The organism is Micrococcus sp. SL257, from assembly GCF_026625585.1.
GTDB lineage: Bacteria > Actinomycetota > Actinomycetes > Actinomycetales > Micrococcaceae > Micrococcus > Micrococcus luteus.
This window is the reverse complement of sequence record NZ_CP113053.1, coordinates 898,126-921,328: the sequence shown is the minus strand read 5'-3', so window position 1 is coordinate 921,328 and position 23,203 is coordinate 898,126. Positions and strand designations below refer to the sequence as shown.

Genomic DNA, 23,203 nt, shown 5'->3' with positions numbered 1-23,203 from the left:
CCGGGTCACTACGCTGGTGCCATGGCCTCCCGCACCGCCTCTCCACCGCCCTCGCCCGCCCCGTCCACCGCCGCTCCCCGCGGCGCCCTGGACCGGTACTTCCGCATCACCGAGCGCGGCTCGTCGGTGGGCCAGGAGTTCCGCGGCGGCCTCGCCACGTTCCTGGCGATGAGCTACATCGTGGTGCTGAACCCGCTGATCCTGTCCGGGCCCGACTCGGCCGGGAACACCCTGGGCATCCCCGCCGTGGCCGCCGTGACCGCGCTCGTGGCGGGCGTCATGACCATCGTCATGGGTGTGTGGGCGCGGCACCCGTTCGCGGTGGCCGCGGGCCTGGGCGTCTCCGCGTTCGTCTCCATCACCATCGCCACGACGCCGGGACTCACCTGGCCCCAGCTGATGGGCCTCGTCACCCTCGCCGGTCTCGTGATGCTGGTGCTCGTGGTGACCGGCTTCCGCCGCGCCGTGTTCGACGCGGTCCCGGAGGCGCTGAAGTCCGGCATCGTGGTGGGCATCGGCCTGTTCATCGCACTGATCGGCCTCGTCAACGCCGGGTTCGTGCGGCGACTGCCGGACGCCGCCGACACCACGGTCCCGGTGGGCCTGGGCACGGGCGGCGAGCTCGAGGGCTGGCCCGTGCTGGTCTTCGTCGTCGGGCTGCTGCTGACCGCGGTCCTCGTGATCCGCAAGGTGCGCGGCGCCGTCCTGATCGGCATCGTCGTGGCGACGATCCTCGCCAACGTGCTGGAGGCCGTGTTCCACATCGGCCCCTCCGTGGACGCCGACGGGAACGCCGTGCCCACCGGCTGGTCCCTGATCGCCCCCTCCCTGCCCGAGTGGACCGCCCCGGACCTGCACCTGCTCGGCAGCGTGGACCTGTTCGGCGCCTTCACCTCCGTGGGCGGGCTGATGGCCTCCCTGCTCGTGTTCGCGATCCTGCTCTCCGTGTTCTTCGACGCGATGGGCGTCTCCGTGGGCCTGGCCCGCGAGGCCGGCACCGTGAACCCGGACGGCTCCATCCCCGACCTGAACCGGGTGCTCGCCGCGGACGCGCTCGCGGTCACGGTGGGCGGTGGCGCCTCCGGCTCGGCGCACCAGATCTTCGTGGAGTCCGGCACCGGCATCGGCGAGGGCGCCCGGACCGGCCTGGCCTCCGTGTTCACCGGCCTGTTCTTCCTCGCGGCCGTGTTCCTCTCCCCGCTCATCCACCTCGTGCCGTTCGAGGCCGTGGCCCCCGCGCTCGTGGTGGTCGGGTTCATGATGTGCCAGCACGTGGTGCAGATCGACTGGTCCGACCCGGGCGCGGCCTTCCCCGCGTTCCTCACGTTCATCCTCATGCCGTTCACCTACTCGATCGTCAACGGCATCGGCGCCGGCGTGGTGGCCTACGCGGTGATCCGCACGGGCCAGGGCCGCGGCCGCGAGGTGCACCCGCTGCTGTGGTTCGTGGCGCTCGCGTTCGTCGCGTACTTCGGGCTCGGCGTGGTCCGGGCGGCGCTCGGCCTGAACTGACCCGCCACCCCCGACGGCGGCGCACCGGGCCGGTGCGCCGCCGTCGTCGTGTGCGGCGCGGGGTGTCGGCCCCGCCCCGCGCGGCGTGATGGGATGGGCCGCATGCCCCAGACCACTACGCACGCCCCCGTCCCGCCGTCCGTTGCCGCCGAGCCCGTGACCCGCCGCCACCACGGCCACACGTTCCAGGACGACTTCGAGTGGCTGCGCGGCAAGGCGGAGCCCCGCGTGCTCGAGCACCTGGCCGCCGAGAACGCGTACACCGAGGCCGTGACCGCGGACCAGGCGCCGCTGCGCGAGGCGATCGTCGGCGAGATCAAGGCCCGCACGGTGGAGACGGACCGCTCCGTGCCCGCCCGCCGGGACGGGTGGTGGTACTTCGTGCGCACCCGCGAGGGCGCCGAGTACCCGATCCACTGCCGCGTGCCCGCACGCGAGACCGGTGACCTCGAGGCCGACTGGACCCCGCCCGTCATCACCCCGGACGCCGCCCTGCCGGGCGAGCAGGTGATCCTGGACGGCAACGCCGAGGCCGAGGGCCACCCGTTCTTCGCGCTCGGCGGCCTGCACATCAGCCCGGACGCCACCCGGGTGGCCTACGCCGTGGACCACACCGGCGACGAGCGCTTCACCCTGCGCGTGCGCGAGATCGCCACGGGCGAGGACCTGCCGGACGCGGTCGAGAACGTGGCCCACGGCGTCCGCTTCGACCGCTCGGGCACCCGCGTGTTCTACACCGTCTGGGACGACTCGTGGCGGCCGTACCAGGTCAAGGCGCACGTGCTCGGCACCGACCCGGCCGAGGACGTGCTCCTGCACGAGGAGGCCGACCCGGGCATGTGGACCGGCTTCGAGGGCGTCGCCGACCGCACCCAGCTGCTGATCGGCGTCGGCAACTCGGAGGTCTCCGAGACCCTCGTGGTCGACCTGCCGGAGGACCCCGCCGCACCCCTGCCCGCCCCGCGCGTGCTGATCCCCCGCGCGTGGCGGATGCTCGCCGACGTCGAGCCCGTCACGGACGCCGAAGGCGTCCGCCGGCTGCTCGTGGTCCACGACCGCGCCCTGGACGACGACGGCGCCCCCGTCGCCGCGCCCAACGGGATGCTCTCGGTGGTCGCCGAGGCGGACGTCGCCGACCGCGACGCCTGGCGCACGGTCGTCCCGCACCGCGAGGACGTGAAGGTCGACGGCGTCATGGTCACCCTGACCCACGCCGCCCTGGCCGTGCGCCGGGAGACCACCCCGCGCGTCGTCGTCACCGAGCTGGACGCCGTGCTGGCCGGGCAGGCCGCGCACTGGCGCGAGCCCGCGTTCGACGAGGAGCTCTACGCGTGCCATCTGTCCGCGACGGCGGCCGAGTCCCCGTTCCTGCGGCTGGCCTACACGTCCTGGATCACGCCCGCGCGCGTGCTGGACGTCTCGGCGGCGACGGGCGAGGTGCACCTGCGCCGCGAGACGGAGGTGCCCGGCTACGACCCGGCCGACTACGTGGCCGAGCGCGTGTGGGCGCCGGCGTCCGAGCCGTCGTCGGTGACCGGGGAGGACGTGCGGATCCCCGTCACCGTGATCCGGCGCCGCGACGTGAAGCCGGACGGGACGGCCCCGTGCGTGGTGTACGGCTACGGCTCCTACGAGATGTCCATGGACCCCGTGCTGGGTGTGGCCCGGCTGTCCCTGCTGGACCGGGGCGTGGTGTTCGCGGTCGCGCACGTGCGCGGCGGCGGCGAACTGGGCCGGCGCTGGTACGAGGACGGCAAGAAGCTGGCCAAGCGGCACTCCTTCACGGACTTCGTGGACGCCACCCGGCACCTCGTGGACCTCGGCTGGGCGGACCCGGCGCGCGTGGCCTGCATGGGCGGCTCGGCCGGCGGCCTGCTCATGGGCGCGGTGCTGAACCTCGCGCCGGAGCTGTACCGGGCGTGCCTGGCCGTGGTGCCGTTCGTGGACGCGCTCACCACCATCCTCGACCCGGAGCTGCCGCTGTCCGCGCTCGAGTGGGAGGAGTGGGGCAACCCGATCGAGGACGCGGCCGTGTACGAGGCCATGCGCGCCTACACCCCGTACGAGAACGTGCGGGCGGTGGACTACCCGGCGATCGCCGCGGTCACCAGCCTGCACGACACCCGCGTGCTCTACGTGGAGCCCGCCAAGTGGGTGGCGCAGCTGCGCCGCACCGTCACCTCGGACCAGGCGAGGCCGCTGGCCGACGGCGGCGCGCCCGTGCTGCTGCGCACCGAGATGGACGGCGGCCACGGCGGCGCGTCCGGCCGGTACCAGGGCTGGGAGGACACCGCGTGGGAGTACGCGTTCCTGCTCACGGCGCTGGGGGCCGTCGAGCGGCTGGACTGACGGGGCGGACGGTCAGGCCTCGGCCGCGCCGCGGGCGTCCTCCAGGGCGTCCACGGCGCGGATCAGGCCCAGGTGGGAGAACGCCTGCGGGAAGTTGCCCGCCATCCGGTCCAGCTCGTCGTCGTACTCCTCGGCCATGAGCAGCAGGTCGTTGGCACAGTCGTCCAGGCGGGCCATGAGGCGCTCCGCGTCCTCGACGCGGCCGGATCGGGCGTACTGCTCCACGAGCCAGAAGGCGCACATGATGAACGGCGCCTCCTCGCCCGGCAGCCCGTCCATGCCGGTGGCGCGGTACCGCATCACCAGGCCGGTCTGGGTGACGAGGTCCTCCTCCACGCGGGCCACCGTGGCGAGCATGTGCGGATCGTCGTGGGGCACGAAGCCGGTGTGGGGGATCTGCAGCAGGGAGGCGTCCGTCTCCGTGGAGCCGTAGGTCTGCCGGAAGGCGCCGTCCTCGTCCACGCCCTCGGTGAGGATCTCCTCCCGCAGCTCCTCCCGCGCCCGCTCCCAGGCCTCGAGCTCGTCGTCGCGGGCCGGCAGCCCGTGGTCCCGGGCGGCGTGCAGGGCCTGGTCCAGGGCGGCCCACATCATCACGCGGCCGTGCGTGAAGAACGCGGGCTCGCCCCGCATCTCCCACAGGCCGTGCTCCTTCGTGTCCCGGTGCGCCAGCAGGCGCTCCACGAGCCGCTTCTGCAGCGTCCAGGACCACGGGTCCTCCCCCACGCCCGCGTCCCGCAGCTTCCCGAGGGCGAGCATCACCGTGCCGATCACGTCCGCCTGCCACTGGTCCGCGGCCCCGTTGCCCACGTGCACGGGGCGCGAGCCCTCGTAGCCGGGCAGGTGCTCGAGGTCCCGCTCGGGCATGCGGCGCCCGCCGGAGAGCGTATACATGATCTGCACGTCCTGCGGGTCGCCGGCGATCGCGCGCAGCAGCCAGTCCCGCCAGGCCTTGGCGTCCTCCGTGTGGTTGTGGGCCATGAGCGCCTCGAGGGTGAGGGCGGTGTCCCGCAGCCACACGTAGCGGTAGTCCCAGTTGCGCACGCCCCCGATGTCCTCCGGCAGGCTCGCGGTGGGGGCGGCCACGATGCCGCCCGTGTCCCGGTGGGTCAGGCCCTTGAGCACCAGCACGGAGCGGGCCACCCGGTCGGCGCGCGGGCCGGTGGCCTCCAGCTCGCCCAGCCACTCCACCCAGCCGGCCACGGTGGCCTCGAGGGCCCGCTCCGCGTTCGGGGCGGCCGGCGCCATGAACCACGAGGGGTACCAGGCGAGCGTCCATGCGGCGGACCCGCCCTCCTCCAGCGGGGTGCTGCCGCGGTGGCTCAGCCCGTCCGGGCTCAGGTCCGGCCCGTGCACGGCCAGGGCGTCGCCGCCGGCGACCACCGCGAGGAAGGACTCCCCCGCCGGGTCGGTCTGCCGGGACACCCACGGGGTCACCTCGCCGTAGTCCAGCCGGACGTGGAGCCGCTGCTCCACGCTCACGCGGCCGGCGGTGCAGCGCACGAGCCGCACCAGGTCCGCCCGGGCCTGTTCGCCCTCGCCCGTCGAGGCGAGCGCGCCGCCGTCGTCGTCCACCGCCACGCCGGAGCCGCGATGGCTGGTCAGCGGCATGAACTCGAGGACCTCCGCCTCCCCCTCGGGGCCGCGCCAGCGCGTGCGCAGCACGAGCGTGCCGGGCAGGTAGGCGCGCTCCACGACCTCGCCGTCGGCGATCCGCAGGCTCCACTGCCCGTGCTCCGGCTCGCCCAGCAGGGAGGTGAATACGGACGGGGCGTCGAACCGGGGCAGGCACAGCCACGTCACGTCCCCCTCGCGGGTGACGAGCGCCCCCGAGTGCTGGTTGGACAGGTACGCGTGGTCCTCGATGAGCGGCGGGCGGCGGGGGGTCGTCGTGGTCATGCCCTCCAGTCCATCATCCGCGACGCGCGGCGGGCCAGGGCTGAGGCCGCGCCCGGCCCGGCGGGCATGGACGGGCACGCATGGACGGGCACGCATGGACTGGATCGGCGGGCCGACGGGAGACTGGCCGGGACCGCCCGCCGCCGACGCCGAAGGACACCCATGACCTCCCCCGCCGACCGCGACGATGTCGCCCTGATCATCCTGGGCGCCACCGGTGACCTCACCTCGCGCCTGCTGCTGCCCGGCCTGGCCGGTGCGCTGGCCGCCCACGACCTGCCGCGGGTGACGCTCGTGGGCTCCTCCCACAGCGAGCACAGCACGGACGAGTGGCGCTCGATCGTGCGCGAGGGCCTCGCGGGCGCCGCCCTGGACGAGGACGAGGTCGAGGACCTCGTCGCGCGCGCCGCGTGGCACACCGCCGACGCCACGGACGCCGACGACCTGCGCGCCCTGTTCGAGACGGCCCGCGAGGCCGCCGGCCCGGACGCCGCGCCCGTGCTGTACTTCGCCCTCGGCCCCGGCATCACGCGGGAGGCCGTGGGCGCGCTCGCCGGCTTGGAAGACCTGCCGGACGGGCTGCGCCTGGCCCTGGAGAAGCCGTTCGGCGAGGACGAGGAGAGCGCCCGCGAGCTCAACGCGGTGCTGGCCGACGTCGTCGAGGAGGACCGCGTGTTCCGCGTGGACCACTTCCTGGGCGAGTCCATGGTCACCGCGCTGCTCGGGCTGCGCACCGCGAACCGGCTGCTGGGGCGCGTGTGGGGCGGGCGTGACGTGGAGCGGGTCGACGTGGTGGTGGACGAGACGATCGCGCTCGAGGGGCGCGCCGAGTTCTACGACGGCACCGGCGCGCTAAAGGACATGGTCCAGTCGCACCTGCTGCAGGTGCTGGCCATGGCGGCGCTCGAGCCGCCGGAGCGGCTGCGTCCGCAGGAACTGCACGACGCCGTCGTCGAGGTCCTGCGCGCCACCCGGGTGTGGCAGGACGACCCCGTGGCCGCCTCCCGCCGCGCCCGCTACACCGCCGGCGAGGTGGACGGCGAGCGGATCCCCGCCTACGCGGAGGAGGAGGGCGTGGACCCCGGGCTGCGGACCGAGACGCTGGCCGAGGTCACCCTCGCCGTGGACACCGAGCGGTGGCGCGGCGTGCCGTTCCGGCTGCGCTCCGGCAAGGCGCTGGGCCGGAAGCGGTGGGAGGTGGCGCTGACCCTGCGGGCGCCCGAGGACGTGCCGGAGGGCCTCTCGCCCGCGGAGGGCCGGGACCGGATCGTGGTGGGCCTGGACCCGCGCGAGGTGCGGATCGAGCTCGCCGTGGACGGGGCCGACACCCCGTTCGACGCCGAGCGGCGCACCCTCGCCGCCGACCTGGGCGAGGAGCAGGTGGACGCCTACGGGGAGGTGCTGCGCGGCATCCTCACCGGGCAGACGCTGCTGAGCGTGCGCGGCGACGCCGCCGAGGAGTGCTGGCGGATCCTGGCGCCGGTGCTCGCCGCGTGGGAGGCCGAGGAGGTGCCGCTGGACGAGTACCCGGCCGGGTCGGCGGGGCCGGCGGGCTGGGGGTGAGGGGCGGGGCCGAGAGGCGCCGTGGCACCGATATGACCCTTCTCAGCGCTCTTCAGTCCCTGAGAAGGGCCGTTCCGGTGCCGAGGATGCTGCGCGGCTGAGCTCCCGTTCCTCGAACGAGAGCGCCGCTGGGGGCTCCCGTTTCCCGAACGAAGGCGCGGGGTGGCGGGCCGCCGGTACTGTTCTGGGCATGAGCGAGCAGCACCGCCTGGACCGTGACCGCCTCCCCGAGCAGGTCTCCGACCTCTTCGACCCCGTGCGCTGGCGCGTGGTGGAGGGCTTCGACTTCGAGGACATGACCTACCACCGGCAGGTGGAGCGCGACGCGCAGGGCCGCTGGGTGCGCGACCTGCCCACGGTCCGCATCGCCTTCGACCGCCCCGAGGTGCGCAACGCGTTCCGTCCCGGCACCGTGGACGAGCTCTACCGCGCGCTGGACCACGCCCGGATGACCCCGGACGTCGGCACGGTGCTGCTCACCGGCAACGGTCCCTCCCCCAAGGACGGGGGCCACGCGTTCTGCTCGGGCGGCGACCAGCGCATCCGCGGCCGCGACGGCTACCGCTACGCCGAGGGGGACACGGCGGAGACCATCGACCCCGCCCGGGCCGGCCGCCTGCACATCCTCGAGGTCCAGCGGCTGATGCGCACCTCGCCCAAGGCGATCATCGCCGTCGTGAACGGCTGGGCCGCCGGCGGCGGCCACTCGCTGCACGTGGTCGCGGACCTCACGCTCGCCTCGCGCGAGCACGGGAAGTTCAAGCAGACGGACGCCACCGTGGGCTCCTTCGACGCCGGCTACGGCTCGGCCCTGCTCGCCCGGCAGGTGGGCCAGAAGCGCGCCCGCGAGATCTTCTTCACGGCGCGCGAGTACTCGGCCGAGGAGATGGTGGCCATGGGCGCGGTGAACGAGGCCGTGGACCACGAGCGCCTCGAGGAGGTCGCCCTCGAGTACGCCGCGGACATCAACCGTCAGTCCCCGCAGGCCCTGCGCATGCTCAAGTTCGCGTTCAACCTTCCCGACGACGGCATGGCCGGCCAGCAGGTCTTCGCCGGCGAGGCCACGCGCATGGCCTACATGACGGACGAGGCCGTGGAGGGCCGGGACGCGTTCCTGCAGAAGCGCGACCCGGACTGGTCCGCCTTCCCGTACCACTTCTGACCGACCACCACGGCAGGACGGGGACCCGCCCATGCTCGCACTGCTCAACGACCAGCCCATCCTCGTCCTCATGGCCACCGTCGCCCTGGGCGCCGCCGTCGGCACCATCCCCCTGGGCAAGATCCGCCTCGGCGCCTCGGGAGCACTGTTCGTGGGCCTGCTCGTCGGGGCGGTGCTGCCCGACGTCGGCGACCGGCTGGCCCTGTTCCAGAGCTTCGGCCTGGCCCTGTTCGCCTACCTGATCGGGCTCGGCGCCGGCAAGGTGTTCTTCCGGGACCTGCGCCGCAACCTGCCCCTGATGCTGGCCGCCGTCGTCGTGGTGATCCTCACCGCCTTCACGGTGCACCCGCTGGCCGCGCTGCTCAACCTGGACCTGCCGACGGCGATCGGCGTGTGGACGGGTTCGCTCACCGCGACGCCGGCGATGGCGCTGGCGAACCAGCTCACCGGCGGGCAGGCCCCGGCCGTGGGCTACGGGCTGTCCTACCTGGTGGGCGTGGTCGGCACCATCATCGCGATCACACTGCTCGCCGCCCGCCCGTGGAGCAGTTCCCCGCGCGATCCGGCGCCGGTGACCGACGGCAAGCTGCGCTTCACCGCCGTGGTCGCCACCTCCGCCCTCGCCGTGCGGGAGATCCCCGGGATCTCCGAGGGGCTGGTGCGCGTGGTGGCGCTGCGCCACGGCGGCGTGGCCCGGATCGCCGGCTCCGCCGACCGGATCGAACCCGGGGACGAGGTCGTCCTGGACGGCACGGAGAAGAACATCGACGCGGCCGTGCAGGCCTTCGGCCGCCGCACCGACGCCGACCCGGCGCGGGTGATGACCCCGCTGCAGACCTCCATGGTCATCGTCACGGCCCGCGCCCTGGCCGATCGCCGCCTGGGCACGCTGTCCCTGCGCGAGCGCTTCGGCACCGACGTCGCCCGGCTGCGGCGCGACGACGTCGAGTCGCTGGCCACCCCGCAGACCGAGCTCAAGGTCGGCGACCGGGTGCTCATCGTGACCACCGCGCCGCGGATGGAGGCGGTGCGCGACTTCTTCGGCAACTCGACGCGCGGGCTCTCGAACCTGGACTGGATCTCCCTGGGCACGGGCATGGCGCTGGGCTACCTGCTGGGCATGGTGACGATCCCGCTTCCGGGCGGGGCCTCCTTCTCCCTCGGCCCGGCGGCCGGGTGCATCCTCGTCGGCCTCACCCTCGGTGCGATCGGCCGAACGGGACCCACGGTGTGGGAGCCGTCCACGGAGATCGCGCTGACGCTGCGGCAGTTCGGCCTCATGCTCTTCCTGGGCGTGGTGGGCCTGGCCGCCGGCCCGGCGTTCATCGAGACGGTGTTCACCCGGGTCGGCGGGCTGGCCATCCTGATGTCCGCCGTGCTCACCGCGCTGACCGCGGCCCTGCTCATCGCCGCGGCGCGGCTGCTGGGGCAGTCCGTGGATCGCACCTACGGGGCGCTGGCGGGCATCACGGGCCAGCCGGCGATCCTGGACTACGCGCTCTCCCGGTCCACCGACGCCCGCGTGACCGAGGGGTACGCCCAGCTGTTCGCGCTGATCATGGTGGTCAAGATCGCCACCGTGCCGTTCATGCTCTGACCGGCCGGGCGGGTCCGGTCCGCCGGGCGGATCCGTCCGACCGTCGGGCCTCCTACACTCGGGGCCATGCCCGCCACCGCCGATGCCCTCGCCCGCGCCACGGACGCCCTCGCGGCGGCCTTCGACGGCGGCGCCCCCGTCGAGCTGACCGCCGACGGCGCCGCGCTCCCCCGACCCGAGGCCCGCGACCCGCGCCGCTGCGGCGACCCGGACGCCGTCGCCGTGGTGCGCACCTCCGGGTCCACGGGCACGCCGAAGCAGATCGTCCTGACCGGCGCGGCCCTGCGCGCCTCGGCCGCGGCCACGGCCCGGCGGCTCGGCGGCGAGGGGGCGTGGCTGCTGGCCCTCGGCGTGCACTACGTGGCCGGGCTCGCCGTGCTCTCCCGCTCGATCGCGGCCGGGACCGCACCCGTGGCCCTGCCCCCGGGCCCGTTCACGCCCGCGGCGTTCGCCACCGGGGCGGCCGCCCTGCCCGACGATGCCGGCCCCCGGCTCGTCTCGCTCGTCCCCACCCAGCTCGCCCGCCTCCTCGCGGCCGACGCCGACCCGGCCGGGCGGGCGGCCCTGCGTTCCTTCGACCGCGTGCTCGTGGGCGGCGCCCGGCTCGATCCCGCGCTGCGGGCCGCGGCCGAGGCGGCGGGGGTGCGCCTCACCGCCACCTACGGCATGGCCGAGACGTGCGGCGGCTGCGTCTACGACGGCGTCCCGTTGCCCGGCGTCACCGCCGCGGTGGCCCCGGACGATCCCGACGCCCCGCCGCGCGTGCGCCTGGCCGGGCCCATGGTGGCGGCCGGCTACCTCGACGACCCCGCCCGCACCGCCGCCCACTTCGTCACCGCCGCGGACGGCGCCCGCGCCTTCCTGACCGAGGACACGGGCGTGCTCTCCCCCACCGACGACGGCGGCGTGCGGCTGGCCGTGACCGGCCGCCTGGACGACGTGGTCATCACGGGCGGGGTGAAGGTGTCCGCGGCGGCCGTGACCGCGGTGCTCGAGGCGCACCCGGGCGTCGCGGCGGCCCACGTGGCCGGCGTGCCGGATCCCGAGTGGGGCGCCCGGCTGTGCGCCGCCGTCGTGCCCGCCCACCCGGCCGCGGCCCCCGACGAGGCCGTCCTGCGCGCCCACGTGCGCGAGGCGCTGGGTGCGGCCGCGGTGCCCAAGACGTGGCTCGTCCTCGACGCCCTGCCCCTGCTCTCCACCGGCAAGATCGACCGGCAGGCCCTGGCCGCCCGGTTCACCGCCGGCTGAGCGCCGCCCCGCCCGCGTGGGAGAATGACCCGGGCCCGGCCGACGTCGGGCCCCGGCCGCGCGCCGCCGTCGACCCGGCCCGCCGCGCGCCGCTGCCCACCCCGCTCCCCAGGAGGAACCCCCGCCCATGGCCGCCACGCTCTCCCAGTGGGTCGCCGCCGCGCGCCTGCGCACGCTGCCCATGGCGATCGCCCCCGTGATCGTCGGTTCGGCCGCCGCCGCGGAGCTCGGCTCCTTCCACCTCGGCGCGGCGCTGCTGGCCCTCGTGGTGTCGCTCGCGCTGCAGATCGGCGTGAACTACGCCAACGACTACTCGGACGGCATCCGCGGCACCGACGACGAGCGCGTGGGCCCCTTCCGGCTCACCGTCTCCGGGCTCGTGCCCGCGGCCCAGGTGAAGCAGGCGGCCTTCGCGTTCTTCGGCCTCGCCGGGCTGGCCGGCCTGGGGCTCATCCTGCTCTCGGGGCACTGGTGGTTCCTGCTGATCGGCGTCGCCTGCGTGCTGGCCGCGTGGTTCTACACCGGCGGGAAGCGGCCGTACGGGTACCTCGGCCTCGGCGAGGTGTTCGTGTTCGTGTTCTTCGGGCTGGTGGCCGTCCTCGGCACCACGTACACCCAAGCCGGCGCCGTCAGCGGCCTGGCCTGGGCCGGCGCGATCGGCTGCGGGCTGATCTCCACGGCCCTGCTCATGGTCAACAACATCCGGGACATCCCCACGGACCGCGAGGTCGGGAAGATGACGCTGGCCGCCCGTCTGGGCGACGGACCCGCGCGGGCGTCCTACGGCGTCATGCTGGCCGTCGCCCTGCTGCTGCCGCTGTTCTGGGTGGCGGAGCACCCGGGACTGCTGCTCGTGCCGATCGGCAGCCTGCTCGCGATCCGGCCGATCCGCACGGTACTGCGCGCCGACGACCGCCGGACACTGATCCCGGTGCTGCGCGCGACCGGCGTGATCGGGATCGTCTACGCGATCACGTTCACCCTCGGCGCGCTGCTCTGAGCAGCACGGGATGACGGCGGCGTCGGCGGCGTCATGCGCCCCGTCGCCCCGCGGGGTTCACTCGCGGAACCGGCCCTCGGTGTAGGCGTCCTCGGCGTCCGCGTCGGCGGTCTCGGTGCGGCCCCGGCGGCCCGGGCGGCCCTCCCACGCGGCGGACAGGTCCTCGGTGGCCCCCGTGCGCAGGCGGCCGAGGAAGAGGTAGCTGACCGCGAACGTCAGGATCGTGGCCGCGATCACCCCGAAGATCATCCCGAGGTCCATCACGTAGTAGAACAGCGCCCACAGGGCGACGAAGACGACCACGCGGACCAGACCGTAGAAGAAGATGCGCACCGGTCCATCCTACGAGGACGGACGCCCCGCCCGCCGACCCCACAGCCCGCGCCTAGACTGGCGGGATGGGCCGCTTCATCATCCCCGCCGCGATCATCCTCGCGGGCCTGACCCTCTACGCGCTGTTCGAGGCGCTGTTGACCCCCGCCCGCGAGGTGCGCAGCCTGCCGAAGGCGGCGTGGGTGGCGGTCATCGTGCTCGTGCCGCTCGTGGGGCCGCTGCTGTGGCTGCTGCTCGGCCGCGCCCGCCCGGCCGGCCGTGCCGCGCCCCGGCCCACCGGGGCCCCGGACGATGACGAGGCGTTCCTGCGCAGCCTGCGCGCGCAGCGCCGCCAGGACGCCCGCGAGCAGGACCTGGACCGCCGCGAGGCCGAGCTGCGCGCCCGCGAGGAGGAGCTGCGCCGTCGTCGGGAGCAGGGCGACGACGACGCCGACCCGGACGGCGACGGCCCGCGCGCCTGAGGGGCCCCGCCGGACTCAGCCGGGCAGACCCGCGTACGAGTGCAGGCCCGGGAAGTACGTGTTCACGATCGTGTAGTTGAACACGATGCACAGGAAGCCCACGATGCTCAGCCAGGCCGCGCGGGCGCCGGTCCAGCCGCGGGTGGCGCGGGCGTGCAGGTACGCCGCGTAGACCACCCAGATGACGAAGGACCAGACCTCCTTGGTGTCCCAGTTCCAGTACCGGCCCCACGCGGCTTCGGCCCAGATGGCGCCGGCGATCACGGTGAACGTCCACATCACGAAGGCGATCGCGTTGAGGCGGTAGGACCAGTTCTCCAGCCCCTGCGCGGCCGGCACGAGGCGCAGGAACGCCCACGAGCGCTCGCCCGCCGCGGCGCGCTTCTCCGCACGGTCCTGCAGCAGCTGCAGCACGGACATCGCCGCGGTCAGCGCGAACAGCGAGCTGGCGAGCACGGCGATGGACACGTGGATGACGAGCCACGGCGACTGCAGCGGCGGCTGGAGGTGGCCCACCGGCGTCGGGAAGCCCATGGTGGCCGCGCACATCATGGCCACCACGAGACCGGTGACGAACGTGCCCACGAAGCGCAGGTCCTTGCGGAAGAGGAACAGCAGGTAGACGGTCGTGATCACGAGCGCGCCCGTGGTCATGAACTCGTACAGGTTGCCCCACGGCACGCGGGAGGCGGCGAGGCCGCGGGCGACGACGGCGAACGCGTGCAGCGCCCAGCCGACGGCCAGCACGGCCACGGCCACGTTGGCGACCGGGCGGCGGCCGCCGCCCGTGTAGTCCATGTCCTCGTCCACGAGGTCGTCGTCCGCGTCGACGCCGGGCTCGGCGGCGGGCTCGGCGGCGGCGGCCGGCCGGGCCGTGTCGGAGTCGCTCGCGCCGACCGCCGTGGACCCGCCGACGGCGACCCCCACGGTCTCGTGGGCCGGAGCGGTGCGCACCTGCCCGCGCTGGGCCGCGAGGTCGGCCTCGAGGCGGCGGATGGTGGCCGAGGCGGTGGCCATGTCGATGGTGAACAGGATGAACGCCGCCGCGTACACGAGCGCGGCGATGAGCATGAAGAGGTCGCTGTACAGCGCCAGCTGCTCGTTCACGGGGGCCGTGGGGTTGAACACTGTCAGTCTCCTGATCGGGCGTCGGCGGGGCCGGCGGGGGTCTCGGGGGTGGTGGAGGTGGACTGGGGGGCGGCACCGGCCGCGGCGTCGTCGGCCGTCTCGGTGGCGGCGACGATGGGCCACCACTTCTCCATGGCGGCGCGCAGGGCCACGTGCTCCTCGTGGAGGCCGAACTCCTCGCCGCGGGCGAGCAGCGCGTACTCCACGCGGGTGCGGCCGTCGTCGTCGGTGCGGGCGCGCACCCACACGCGGCGGCGGCGGACGAACAGACTGATCGCCAGGCCGAGCAGGGCGGTGCCGGCGAACACGCCGACGCCCCACTTGCCCGGGTCGTAGTGGATGTCCAGGCCGACGTAGCGGCGGACGCCGTCGAAGCTGATGGAGCCCTTGCCCTCGGGCAGCTCGTACGTCTGGCCCGGGCTGAGCACGATGCCGCCGTTCTCGTTGGTGCGGCTGTTGAGCTCGGTGAGGGATGCGGTGTCCAGCACGTACACGTTCTGCGGGCGGCCGGTGTCCAGGCCGAGGTCCCCGTAGTACGAGTTCAGCTGCAGCTCCGGGTTGAGCAGCTCGGGGTCCGCGGAGAACGCGGCGCCTTCCTCGTCCTCCACCGCCGAGGGCAGGAAGAAGCCGACGAAGCCCAGCTGGTCCGGCCGCGCGTCGGGGACCTTGATGGTGGCCTGCGAGCCGTAGTTCTGGTCGAACACGCGGGTGACCACGGGGCCCTGGAAGGCCACGTCCCCGGCGCCGTCGCGGATGGTCACCACGGGCGCGTAGCCGTTGCCCACGAGGTAGACGCGCACGCCGTCGATGTCCAGCGGCTGGTTGACCTTGAGGATCTGGCGCTGGAGCTCGCCGCCGGAGCCCTCGCGGACGTCCATGACGGCGGTGTAGTCCAGCGGCTGGCCGTAGTGGGTCTCGGACTCGCGGTCGAACACGGCGTCGAAGGAGTCGAGGGTGAGGGAGAACGGCTGGAGGTCGTCCGCGCTGAAGTAGGTGCCGGGGGTGAAGGAGTCGTAGGCCACGAGGTTGTTGGCGAAGCCCTCGCCCTCCACGATGATCTTCTGCCCGCCGTACTTGGTCATGCCGCCGTAGGCCATGAACACGAGCACGCCGATCAGCGAGACGTGGAACAGGATGTTGCCGATCTCGCGCAGGTATCCGCGCTCGGCGCCCACGGACGCGCCGCCGGCCTCGGGGCGGTGCTCCACGCGGTAGCGGCGCTTGCGCAGCCACGCCTGGGCTCTGGCCACGGCCTCCTCGGGGCTCGGGCCGCCCTCCTCGAGGACGACGACGCCGGAGGCCGGCAGGCGCGTCAGGTTGCGGGGGGTGCGGGCCGGGGGCTGGCGCAGGGCCTTGGCGTGCTGGATGGCGCGCGGCCACACGCAGCCCACGAGGGAGACGAACAGCAGCAGGTAGATGGCCGAGAACCAGACGGAGTTGTAGACGTCGAAGAACTGCAGGGCGTCCAGGACGGGGCCCCACACGGGGTTGTCCTCGATCCACTGGTCCACGATCTCGGGGCCGGCACGGCGCTGGGGCACGAGGGAGCCGGGCACGGCGGCGACGGCGAGCAGGAGCAGCAGCATGAGCGCGGTGCTCATGCTGGTCAGCTGGGTCCAGATCCAGCGCAGGGTGCCCGCCAGGCCGAGGCGCGGCAGGGTGACGGGCTCGGAGCGCGTCCGGGCGGCCTTGGAGCTCACAGGGGCATCTCCCATTCGTTGGCGAACCACAGCTGCAGCTGCGTGGTCCAGGCGGTCCAGACGCCGGTGACCATGAGCAGGCCCAGCGCGATCAGCAGGGCGCCGCCGAGGCGCATGATCAGCACGCGGTGCCGGCGGAAGAACCCGAGGGCCCGCATGCCGCGCTCCATGCCGAGGGCCATGAGCACGAACGGCAGGCCCAGGCCGAGGCAGTAGAGGAAGGCGAGCAGGGCGCCGCGGCCCACGGAGCCGGAGCTGGCCGTGGACATGGCCAGGACGGCGGCCATGGTGGGGCCGATGCACGGCGCCCAGCCCAGGCCGAAGGTCATGCCCAGCAGGGGCGCGCCGACCAGGCCGGCGGCGGGCTTGAAGTGGACGCGGCGCTCCTGCTGAAGCCGGCCGCCGCCGCCGAGGAACACGAGGCCCATGAGCATCACGAGCACGCCGAGCACGGGGGTGACCCAGGCGCCGTCGCGCCGCAGCCAGACCATGGCCTGGGTGAACACCACGGTGATGCCCACGAACACCACGGCGAACCCGAGCACGAACAGCACGGAGCCGAGCACGAGGCGCCCGCGGCGGCGGCTGGTGAGCACGTCCCCGCCGAGGCCGGTGACGTACCCGAGGTAGCCGGGCACGAGCGGCAGCACGCACGGGGAGAGGAAGGAGATCAGGCCGGCCAGCACGGCGATCGGCGCGGCCAGCAGCAGGGAGCCGTCGAGGGCGATCTCGGCGAAGGGGTTGCTCTGCATGGACACGGCGGCCGGGTCAGGCCGCGGCCTCGTCCACCACGGTGGTGAGCAGGGCGCGCAGGGTGGACTCCTCCACGGCGCCGAGCACGCGGGCGGCCACGCGGCCCTCGACGTCCAGGACGAGGGTGGAGGGCACGGCCTGCGGGGGCACGTAGTCGGTCATGTTCAGGAGCACGTCCCCGCGGGCGTCCTCGATGGACGGGTAGGGGATCTCGAAGGTGCGCTCGAAGGCCTGCGCGGTGGTGACGGTGTCCCGGACGTTCACGCCGAGGAACCGCACCCCCTGCGGGGCGAACTGCTCGTGCAGGGAGACGAGGTGGGGGGCCTCGACGCGGCACGGCGCGCAGGCGGCGTACCAGAAGTTCAGCAGGGCGGGGGTGCCGCGCAGGCTCGCGCCGGTCACGGGGGTGCCGTCGAAGAGCTCGGCGGCGAACTCCACGGGGGCGCCGCGCTCGGCGGGGGCGATCTCCAGGACGGAGCCGTCGCCGGCGATGTAGTTCTTGCCGTCCGCGTTGCCCGCCTGCCGCGCGAGCGAGTCGTCACCGCCCGAGCAGGCCGCGAGCGCCGGCGCCAGGCTGGCGAGGGCGAGGCCGGTCAGCAGGGTGCGGCGGGACGGACGGGGCGGGGTGTGCATGGCGTGACTGCCCTCCAGGGGATGCGCGGCGCTGGATTCCGGGGACCTGGGGAGTCTACTGTCCGCCCCGCATTCTGACTGAACCCTGGACGTCACACCCCCACCCCGTGGGAGGCCGCGGCCGGCGTCGTCGACGCCGGCCGCCGTCGGGGCCTCAGGCGCCCGGCAGGGAGGAGGCGTCCTTGAGCAGGGCCTGGTTCGGTTCGTGGTACTCGACGCGCGGCACCCTGCGCCCTTCCTCGTACACGAGCGAGGTCACGGAGGTCAGCGAGCACTCACGCCGGCGCGGGTCGTGCCACAGCGGACGGCCCTCGACGGCCAGGCGCGTCACCCAGATCGGCAGCTGGTGCGAGACGAGCACGGACTCGGCGCCGGGCCCCTCGGCGGCCACGGCCTCGCCGCGGAGCCGGTCGACGACGGCCAGCATCCGGGCGGCCTGCGCGCGGTACGGCTCGCCCCAGGACGGGCGCAGGGGATTGCGCAGCCGGGGCCACAGCCGCGGGTTCCGCTTCAGCGACGCCGCCACCTGGGACATGCCCTCGAAGGCGTTCTCCGCCTCGATCAGGTCCGGCTCGGTGACCAGCGGCAGGTCGAACGCGGCCGCGATGGGCGCGGCGGTCTGCTGCGCGCGGGTCAGCGGGGAGGCGGCGACGACGGCGGGCGCCCGGCCGGTCTGCGCGGCACGCTCCTCGAACCACGCGGCCACGCCCCGGGCCATCTCGTGGCCGAGCTCCGAGAGCCTGAACTCCGGCAGGCGGCCGTAGAGGACACGATCGGGGTTGTGGACTTCTCCGTGGCGGACCAGGTGGACGGTGGCGAGCGTCTGCATGGGGCCAGTCTGGCAGAGGCGGACCGGCGGCCCCGGCGGTAGCGTGGGGCACAGCTCGGCGCGACCGCGCCGCCAACCCCCGTCCGCACCGAGGCGCCGCGAGCGTCGGCGTCGCTAGGAGGCCCCATGTCCGGCACCTCGCCCACCGATCCCCACGGCAGCCAGAACCCGTACGGCGCCGACCCGTACGGCGCCGCCCCGCAGAGGCCGACCCCAGGCTCCCCCGACCCGGCGGGCGCGAGCCCGTACGGCCAGAACCCCTACGGCGCACCGCCGGCGACTCCGTACGGCGCCCCGGGCCAGGCGGGGATGCCCCCGGCCCCCTCCCCCCGCGGCCCGGCCGGCTGGCAGTCTCCCGGCCCGGTCGAGCTGCCCCCGCGACCGCGCTCCCTGACAGCCGCGTTCTGGCTGATCGTCTCGGGCGGCCTCCTGCTGCTGGCGACGACCCTGCTCGCGGCCTTCGCCCTCACCCAGCCGGAAGGTCAGGCAGCGATCCAGCAGGAGCTGGACCGGTCCGTCGAGCAGATGAATCTGCCCGCCGACCAGGCGGAGCAGATGCGCGCCATGATGGACGGGATGCTTCCGGCCCTCGCCACGACGGCGGCCGTGTTCGGCGTGGTCGCGTTCCTCGTCTACCTGTGGGTGGCGTTCGCGATCCGCGGCGGCTCGCGCGCCGCGCGCATCGTCGGAACGGTGCTGGCGTCCCTGTCCGTGCTGGTGCTGGTCTCCAACGCGGTGATGGGGGCGTTCAGCCCGCTGGACCTGGTGTGGGTGGGCCTCGGCGTCGCCGGCATCGTGCTCGCCTACCGCCCGGACGCCACGGAGTACATGCGGCTGAAGGCCTGGCAGCGCTTCGCGCGCCGCTGAGCCCGCTCAGGCCCGCGGGGCGTCCAGGTGCCGGCCCAGGCGGGCCGGGTCCACGCGCCAGAAGTCGCGCTGGACGCCGTCGACGAACAGCACGGGCACCTCGTCCGCGAACCGCTCGAGCAGGGCCGGGTGCGCGGCGCCGTCGACGGCCTCCCAGGCCTCGCCCCGCGCATCGCACACCTGCGCCACCGCGGCCTCGGCCTCGGCGCACAGGTGACAGCCGGGCTTCACGAGCAGCTGGACACGGGCGGTGGCGGCGGGCAGGTCGGCGGTCATGGCCCCACTCTACGGATCGCCGTCCACGACGAAGCCGCCGTCCCCCCGGAAGGGGACGGCGGCTTCGTCTCGTCAGCGCCCGGAGGGCGCGGGCGTCACTTCTTGTTGCGACGCTGGTGACGGGTCTTGCGAAGCAGCTTGCGGTGCTTCTTCTTCGACATGCGCTTGCGGCGCTTCTTGATCACAGATCCCATGGGGACTCCTTGAATCGGGGCGAGGGTCGGCGGTCGTGGGACCGCAGGCATCCGGGGCGCCGGACACGCCGACCCGCATTCCACCGGATGTGGAACGCCTGGAAACGTTCTCGGCCACAATACCGGCCGCACGGGCCGCGGTCGAACCGGGACGCGGGCCGGCTCAGTCGAACCAGGGGTCCAGCCCGTGCAGCGGGAACACCTCGCGGCGCGTGGCCATGATCGACTGGTCCACCGGGTCGGCCGGGTCGTAGCCCACCTCCCACGAGCGCCACCACACGTCCGCGTCCTCGCCCATCACGGTGGGGATCCGCTCGGCGTCGTCCCCCTCGTGCACGGACATGTCCCCGGTCAGCTCGTCCGCGGTGAGGGTCCGGACGTGCTCGATCCAGGCGGCGGGGATCTCGCTCTTCACCGGGATCGGGGTCTGCAGGACGGCGGCGGTCAGGTGGGCCCACGCGCGCGGCACCACCCGCAGCGGGTTGTAGCCGCCGCCCCCGGTGGCCAGCCACCGGCCGTGCGCGAACCGGTCGGCCCAGTCGCCGACGTCGAATGCGAGCTGGCGCTGGCCGTCCACGCTCAGCCGCAGGTCGGCGAGCGGGTCCGTGCGGTGACCGTCGCAGCCGTGCTGGCTGACCAGCACGTCCGGGGCGAACGCCTGCAGCAGCGGGGGGACCACGGCGTGGGCGGCGCGCAGGAAGCCGGCGTCGCCGGTGCGCGGGGGCAGCGCGACGTTCACCGCCGTGCCCTGGGCGGCCGAGCCGCCGATCTCGTTGGCGAAGCCCGTGCCCGGGAACAGGCTGATGCCCGTCTCGTGCAGGGAGATGGTGAGCACGCGGGGGTCGTCGTAGAAGATCGACTGCGTGCCGTCGCCGTGGTGCGCGTCCACGTCGACGTAGGCCACGCGCTCCGCGCCGAGGTCCAGCAGGCGCTGGATGGCCACGGCGCAGTCGTTGTAGATGCAGAACCCGGACGCCGAGGACCGGGCGGCGTGGTGCATGCCGCCCGCGAAGTTCACGGCGCGGTCCACCTCGCCGGACCAGATCGCCTCCGCGGCGACGAGGGAGCCGCCCGCGATCCGGGCGGCGGACTCGTGCAGGTCCGGGAACACGGGACAGTCCTCGGTGCCCAGGCCGAAGCGGCCGTCCTCGGCCGACGACGTCGCCGCGGCCCGGCGGACGGCGGCGACGTACTCGGGGTCGTGGACGAGGGCGAGCTGCTCGTCCGTGGCCACGGGCGGCTCCACGATCCGCACGTGGGGCGCGTCCAGCAGGCCGAACGCCTCCACGAGCCGGTGCGTGAGATCCAGCCGCAGGGGCGCCATCGGGTGCTCCGCGCTGAACCGGTAGCGGAGCAGGCTGGAGTCCCACACCACAGCAGCGGGGGTGGGAGCGGGAGGGGTGGACGTGGTGCTCATCACGGTCCAGCCTAGGGCTCCGGGCGGCACGGTGGCGACGATCGCCTCGGATGTCTCGCCCGCGTGACGCGCGGGCCACGGCGCGCGCGATACTGGGAGCCGGTCCGTTTCCCGTCCCCCGTGCAGGAGGTGCCCCGTGGCAGGTCCCCGTCCGACTCCGCACGCCCGCCGCCACGGCGGGGTGCGCCGGCCCGGTGGCCTCCCCCGGCCCGGCCAGGCCTCCACGCTGGAGTCCTCGACCGACCTGCGCACGGTGCTGCGGCGCTCGGGCCGCGCCGTCAGCTCCGTGGTGGGTGGCTCCCCGGCCCGCGCCGCCCTCTCCGCCTTCGCCCTCATGGCCCTGGTGTTCACCGGGCTCCTCGCCCTGCCGTGGGCCGCGGCGGACGGTCACGCCACCCCCCTGCACGACGCCATGTTCACCGCGGTCTCCGCCTTCTCCGTGACCGGTCTGACCACCGTCAACACGGCCGTGCACTGGTCCCCCGCGGGCCAGGTGATCATCCTCGTGGCCATCCAGATCGGCGGCCTGGGCATCCTCTCGATGGCCTCGCTGCTCACGCTGGCCGTCTCCCGGCATCTGGGCCTGAGATCGAAGCTGGCGACGCAGCAGGCGGGCATGACCTCCGGCAGTCTCGGCGAGGTCGGCCAGCTGCTGCGCGTCGTCGTCCTGACGGTGCTGACCGCCGAGGCCGCGCTGGCGCTCTTCCTCGTGCCGCGGTTCGCGGCCATCTCGGGTTCGTGGCTCACCGGCCTGTGGCACGGGGTCTTCTACTCGGTCAGCGCCTTCAACAACGCGGGGTTCAGCCTGCACGTGGACGGCCTGCCGGAGATCATGCACGACCCGGTGATCATCACGGTGCTCGGCGTCGGCGTGTTCTTCGGTGCGCTCGGCTTCCCCGTGGTCATGGTGCTGCTGGAGAAGGGGTGGCGGTTCCGGCAGTGGAACCTGCACACCAAGCTCACGGTCGAGGTGACGCTGGCGCTGCTGGTGCTCGGCGCCGTCGCCCTCTTCTTCTTCGAGGCGGGCAACCCGGCGACCCAGGCCGGGATGGGCTTCTGGCAGCGGGTCGGGCACTCGCTCTTCGGTTCCGTGATGACCCGCTCCGGCGGCTTCGCGATCGACGACACGAACGCGCACCGGCCCGAGTCCCTGCTGCTCATGGACGCGCTGATGTTCGTGGGCGGCGGGTCCGCCTCCACCGCGGGCGGCATCAAGGTGACCACGCTGGCGATCATGTTCCTCGCGATCGTGGCGGAGGCGCGCGGCGACCGCGAGGTGACGGCGCACGGCCGCACGATCGCCCCCGAGTCCCTGCGCGTGGCCATCGCGGTGCTCGCCCTCGGTGCCACCCTCGTGCTCGTGGCCACTCTGGCGCTGGTGCACATCACCGACGAGTCCCTCCAGCGGCCCCTGTTCGAGGTGATCTCCGCGTTCGGCACGTGCGGGCTCTCCGTGGGCGTCTCCGCGGAGAGCCCACCGGCCGGCAAGTACGTCCTGACGGCCATGATGTTCGCGGGCCGCGTTGGTACGATCACGTTCGCCGCCGCCCTGGCCCTGCGCCAGCGGCGCGTGCTCTACCGCTACCCCGTCGAGAGGCCGGTCATTGGCTGACACCCCGCAGCGCACCGATCCCAACGCCCCCGTGCTCCTCGTGGGGCTGGGCCGCTTCGGCGCCGCCACGGCCGAGGAGCTCGTCGCACAGGGCCGCGAGGTGCTCGCCGTCGAGCGGGACCCCGTCCTCGTGCAGCGCTACGCCCCCTCGTTGACCCACGTGGTGGAGGCGGACGCCACCGACTCCGAGGCCCTGCGCCAGCTCGGTGCGCAGGACTTCTCGACGGCGGTGGTCGGCGTGGGCACCTCCATCGAGGCATCGGTGCTGATCACCGTGAACCTCGTGGACCTGGAGATCCCCCACATCTGGGTGAAGGCGATCAGCGAGGCGCACGGCACGATCCTCAAGCGGATCGGGGCGAACCACGTGATCTTCCCGGAGCACGACGCCGGCGTGCGCGCCGCCCACCTCGTGAACGGGCGCATGCTCGACTTCATCGAGTTCGACGACGACTTCGCGATCGTGAAGATGTACCCGCCGGCCGAGTGCGTGGGCTTCACGCTCGCCGAGTCCAAGGTGCGCTCCAAGTACGGCGTGACCGTGGTGGGCGTGAAGACCCCGGGCGAGGACTTCACCTACGCCCAGCCGGACACCCGGGTGGGCCCGCGCGACACCCTCATCGTCTCTGGCCACACCGACCTCATCGACCGGTTCGCGGCCCGGCCCTGAGGC

Annotated in this window: 21 protein-coding genes; 11 read left to right on the top strand and 10 right to left on the bottom strand. The window is 74.0% G+C overall.

What is annotated here, in order from left to right; all coding sequences use genetic code 11:
* Positions 1-21: 21 nt before the first annotated feature.
* Together OVA32_RS04315 and OVA32_RS04310 are read left to right on the top strand one after the other, a co-directional pair.
* Entirely contained in the window at positions 22-1,512 is a 1,491-nt protein-coding gene (locus OVA32_RS04315) for an NCS2 family permease (protein ID WP_267715512.1), read from the top strand.
* A gap of 102 nt (positions 1,513-1,614) precedes the next feature.
* The gene (locus OVA32_RS04310) at positions 1,615-3,861 is read left to right on the top strand and encodes a S9 family peptidase (RefSeq protein ID WP_267715510.1); all 2,247 of its coding nucleotides are present in this window, start codon (positions 1,615-1,617) and stop codon (positions 3,859-3,861) included.
* A 12-nt stretch (positions 3,862-3,873) separates the two neighbouring features.
* On the opposite strand, the gene OVA32_RS04305 is transcribed toward OVA32_RS04310, so the two are convergent.
* On the bottom strand, positions 3,874-5,757 hold the full coding sequence (locus OVA32_RS04305) for a glycoside hydrolase family 15 protein (protein ID WP_095353663.1): 1,884 nt from the start codon (positions 5,755-5,757) through the stop codon (positions 3,874-3,876).
* Positions 5,758-5,919: 162 nt separating this feature from the next.
* Here OVA32_RS04305 and OVA32_RS04300 point away from each other — a divergent pair, with 162 nt between their 5' ends.
* The 5 genes from OVA32_RS04300 to OVA32_RS04280 all read left to right on the top strand — a co-directional run bounded on the left by OVA32_RS04300 (position 5,920) and on the right by OVA32_RS04280 (position 12,327).
* Positions 5,920-7,320 carry a glucose-6-phosphate dehydrogenase gene (locus tag OVA32_RS04300; protein WP_010080320.1) on the top strand — a complete coding sequence of 467 codons (1,401 nt, stop codon included), beginning with the start codon at positions 5,920-5,922 and terminating at the stop codon, positions 7,318-7,320.
* Between the two features lie 190 nt (positions 7,321-7,510).
* Positions 7,511-8,482, top strand: a complete 972-nt coding sequence (locus tag OVA32_RS04295; RefSeq protein WP_036337144.1) for a 1,4-dihydroxy-2-naphthoyl-CoA synthase — start codon at positions 7,511-7,513, stop codon at positions 8,480-8,482.
* A gap of 31 nt (positions 8,483-8,513) precedes the next feature.
* Complete coding sequence (locus tag OVA32_RS04290) at positions 8,514-10,079, top strand: aspartate:alanine exchanger family transporter (protein WP_041104044.1); 1,566 nt, start codon at positions 8,514-8,516, stop codon at positions 10,077-10,079.
* A 66-nt stretch (positions 10,080-10,145) separates the two neighbouring features.
* Complete coding sequence (locus tag OVA32_RS04285; protein ID WP_036337146.1) at positions 10,146-11,327, top strand: AMP-binding protein; 1,182 nt, start codon at positions 10,146-10,148, stop codon at positions 11,325-11,327.
* A 127-nt stretch (positions 11,328-11,454) separates the two neighbouring features.
* Positions 11,455-12,327 carry a 1,4-dihydroxy-2-naphthoate polyprenyltransferase gene (locus OVA32_RS04280; protein ID WP_127435633.1) on the top strand — a complete coding sequence of 291 codons (873 nt, stop codon included), beginning with the start codon at positions 11,455-11,457 and terminating at the stop codon, positions 12,325-12,327.
* Positions 12,328-12,384: 57 nt separating this feature from the next.
* Here OVA32_RS04280 and OVA32_RS04275 read toward each other — a convergent pair whose 3' ends face one another.
* Positions 12,385-12,660 carry a DUF4229 domain-containing protein gene (locus tag OVA32_RS04275; RefSeq protein ID WP_010080315.1) on the bottom strand — a complete coding sequence of 92 codons (276 nt, stop codon included), beginning with the start codon at positions 12,658-12,660 and terminating at the stop codon, positions 12,385-12,387.
* Between the two features lie 65 nt (positions 12,661-12,725).
* Between OVA32_RS04275 and OVA32_RS04270 the strand changes: the two genes are divergently transcribed.
* Positions 12,726-13,121 (top strand): PLDc N-terminal domain-containing protein, encoded by a 396-nt coding sequence (locus OVA32_RS04270; protein ID WP_036336899.1) that lies wholly within the window; start codon positions 12,726-12,728, stop codon positions 13,119-13,121.
* Between the two features lie 15 nt (positions 13,122-13,136).
* On the opposite strand, the gene ccsB is transcribed toward OVA32_RS04270, so the two are convergent.
* The 5 genes from ccsB to OVA32_RS04245 all read right to left on the bottom strand — a co-directional run bounded on the left by ccsB (position 13,137) and on the right by OVA32_RS04245 (position 18,164).
* Complete coding sequence (gene ccsB / locus OVA32_RS04265; protein ID WP_267715489.1) at positions 13,137-14,249, bottom strand: c-type cytochrome biogenesis protein CcsB; 1,113 nt, start codon at positions 14,247-14,249, stop codon at positions 13,137-13,139.
* Between the two features lie 2 nt (positions 14,250-14,251).
* Positions 14,252-15,949, bottom strand: coding sequence for a cytochrome c biogenesis protein ResB (resB, locus tag OVA32_RS04260; RefSeq protein ID WP_049147931.1), 1,698 nt, complete (start codon positions 15,947-15,949; stop codon positions 14,252-14,254).
* Complete coding sequence (locus tag OVA32_RS04255) at positions 15,946-16,701, bottom strand: cytochrome c biogenesis CcdA family protein (protein WP_036336893.1); 756 nt, start codon at positions 16,699-16,701, stop codon at positions 15,946-15,948. Before OVA32_RS04255 ends, resB begins: the two co-directional genes overlap by 4 nt.
* A 16-nt stretch (positions 16,702-16,717) precedes the next feature.
* On the bottom strand, positions 16,718-17,335 hold the full coding sequence (locus OVA32_RS04250) for a TlpA family protein disulfide reductase (protein WP_036317264.1): 618 nt from the start codon (positions 17,333-17,335) through the stop codon (positions 16,718-16,720).
* A gap of 154 nt (positions 17,336-17,489) precedes the next feature.
* Entirely contained in the window at positions 17,490-18,164 is a 675-nt protein-coding gene (locus tag OVA32_RS04245) for a histidine phosphatase family protein (RefSeq protein ID WP_036384321.1), read from the bottom strand.
* 126 nt (positions 18,165-18,290) lie between these two features.
* On the opposite strand from OVA32_RS04245, the gene OVA32_RS04240 reads away from it, so the two are divergent.
* Positions 18,291-19,031: a hypothetical protein gene (locus tag OVA32_RS04240; RefSeq protein WP_036384318.1), complete on the top strand. Its 741-nt coding sequence runs from the start codon at positions 18,291-18,293 to the stop codon at positions 19,029-19,031.
* A 6-nt stretch (positions 19,032-19,037) separates the two neighbouring features.
* Here OVA32_RS04240 and OVA32_RS04235 read toward each other — a convergent pair whose 3' ends face one another.
* The 3 genes from OVA32_RS04235 to OVA32_RS04225 all read right to left on the bottom strand — a co-directional run bounded on the left by OVA32_RS04235 (position 19,038) and on the right by OVA32_RS04225 (position 20,918).
* Complete coding sequence (locus tag OVA32_RS04235) at positions 19,038-19,307, bottom strand: glutaredoxin family protein (protein WP_036384316.1); 270 nt, start codon at positions 19,305-19,307, stop codon at positions 19,038-19,040.
* A 95-nt stretch (positions 19,308-19,402) separates the two neighbouring features.
* Positions 19,403-19,501 carry a 30S ribosomal protein bS22 gene (locus OVA32_RS04230; protein ID WP_005504750.1) on the bottom strand — a complete coding sequence of 33 codons (99 nt, stop codon included), beginning with the start codon at positions 19,499-19,501 and terminating at the stop codon, positions 19,403-19,405.
* 163 nt (positions 19,502-19,664) lie between these two features.
* A complete protein-coding gene (locus tag OVA32_RS04225; protein ID WP_036317274.1) occupies positions 19,665-20,918 on the bottom strand; it encodes an acetoin utilization protein AcuC in 1,254 nt (417 codons plus the stop codon).
* A gap of 136 nt (positions 20,919-21,054) precedes the next feature.
* Here OVA32_RS04225 and OVA32_RS04220 point away from each other — a divergent pair, with 136 nt between their 5' ends.
* On the top strand, positions 21,055-22,530 hold the full coding sequence (locus tag OVA32_RS04220; RefSeq protein WP_036317276.1) for a TrkH family potassium uptake protein: 1,476 nt from the start codon (positions 21,055-21,057) through the stop codon (positions 22,528-22,530).
* A complete protein-coding gene (locus tag OVA32_RS04215) occupies positions 22,523-23,200 on the top strand; it encodes a potassium channel family protein (RefSeq protein WP_152743364.1) in 678 nt (225 codons plus the stop codon). The genes OVA32_RS04220 and OVA32_RS04215 overlap by 8 nt, the downstream gene beginning before the upstream one ends.
* The last annotated feature ends 3 nt before the right edge of the window (positions 23,201-23,203 follow it).

What these genes read in the sequence shown, in the direction of transcription:
- OVA32_RS04230 (WP_005504750.1), bottom strand. Translation starts at nt 19,501, where the DNA reads ATGGGATCTGTGATCAAGAAGCGCCGCAAGCGCATGTCGAAGAAGAAG.
- OVA32_RS04270 (WP_036336899.1), top strand. Translation starts at nt 12,726, where the DNA reads ATGGGCCGCTTCATCATCCCCGCCGCGATCATCCTCGCGGGCCTGACC.
- OVA32_RS04255 (WP_036336893.1), bottom strand. Translation starts at nt 16,701, where the DNA reads ATGCAGAGCAACCCCTTCGCCGAGATCGCCCTCGACGGCTCCCTGCTG.
- OVA32_RS04295 (WP_036337144.1), top strand. Translation starts at nt 7,511, where the DNA reads ATGAGCGAGCAGCACCGCCTGGACCGTGACCGCCTCCCCGAGCAGGTC.
- OVA32_RS04285 (WP_036337146.1), top strand. Translation starts at nt 10,146, where the DNA reads ATGCCCGCCACCGCCGATGCCCTCGCCCGCGCCACGGACGCCCTCGCG.
- OVA32_RS04305 (WP_095353663.1), bottom strand. Translation starts at nt 5,757, where the DNA reads ATGACCACGACGACCCCCCGCCGCCCGCCGCTCATCGAGGACCACGCG.
- OVA32_RS04280 (WP_127435633.1), top strand. Translation starts at nt 11,455, where the DNA reads ATGGCCGCCACGCTCTCCCAGTGGGTCGCCGCCGCGCGCCTGCGCACG.
- OVA32_RS04235 (WP_036384316.1), bottom strand. Translation starts at nt 19,307, where the DNA reads ATGACCGCCGACCTGCCCGCCGCCACCGCCCGTGTCCAGCTGCTCGTG.
- OVA32_RS04250 (WP_036317264.1), bottom strand. Translation starts at nt 17,335, where the DNA reads ATGCACACCCCGCCCCGTCCGTCCCGCCGCACCCTGCTGACCGGCCTC.
- OVA32_RS04300 (WP_010080320.1), top strand. Translation starts at nt 5,920, where the DNA reads ATGACCTCCCCCGCCGACCGCGACGATGTCGCCCTGATCATCCTGGGC.
- OVA32_RS04225 (WP_036317274.1), bottom strand. Translation starts at nt 20,918, where the DNA reads ATGAGCACCACGTCCACCCCTCCCGCTCCCACCCCCGCTGCTGTGGTG.
- OVA32_RS04315 (WP_267715512.1), top strand. Translation starts at nt 22, where the DNA reads ATGGCCTCCCGCACCGCCTCTCCACCGCCCTCGCCCGCCCCGTCCACC.
- OVA32_RS04240 (WP_036384318.1), top strand. Translation starts at nt 18,291, where the DNA reads ATGTCCGGCACCTCGCCCACCGATCCCCACGGCAGCCAGAACCCGTAC.
- OVA32_RS04310 (WP_267715510.1), top strand. Translation starts at nt 1,615, where the DNA reads ATGCCCCAGACCACTACGCACGCCCCCGTCCCGCCGTCCGTTGCCGCC.
- OVA32_RS04290 (WP_041104044.1), top strand. Translation starts at nt 8,514, where the DNA reads ATGCTCGCACTGCTCAACGACCAGCCCATCCTCGTCCTCATGGCCACC.
- OVA32_RS04245 (WP_036384321.1), bottom strand. Translation starts at nt 18,164, where the DNA reads ATGCAGACGCTCGCCACCGTCCACCTGGTCCGCCACGGAGAAGTCCAC.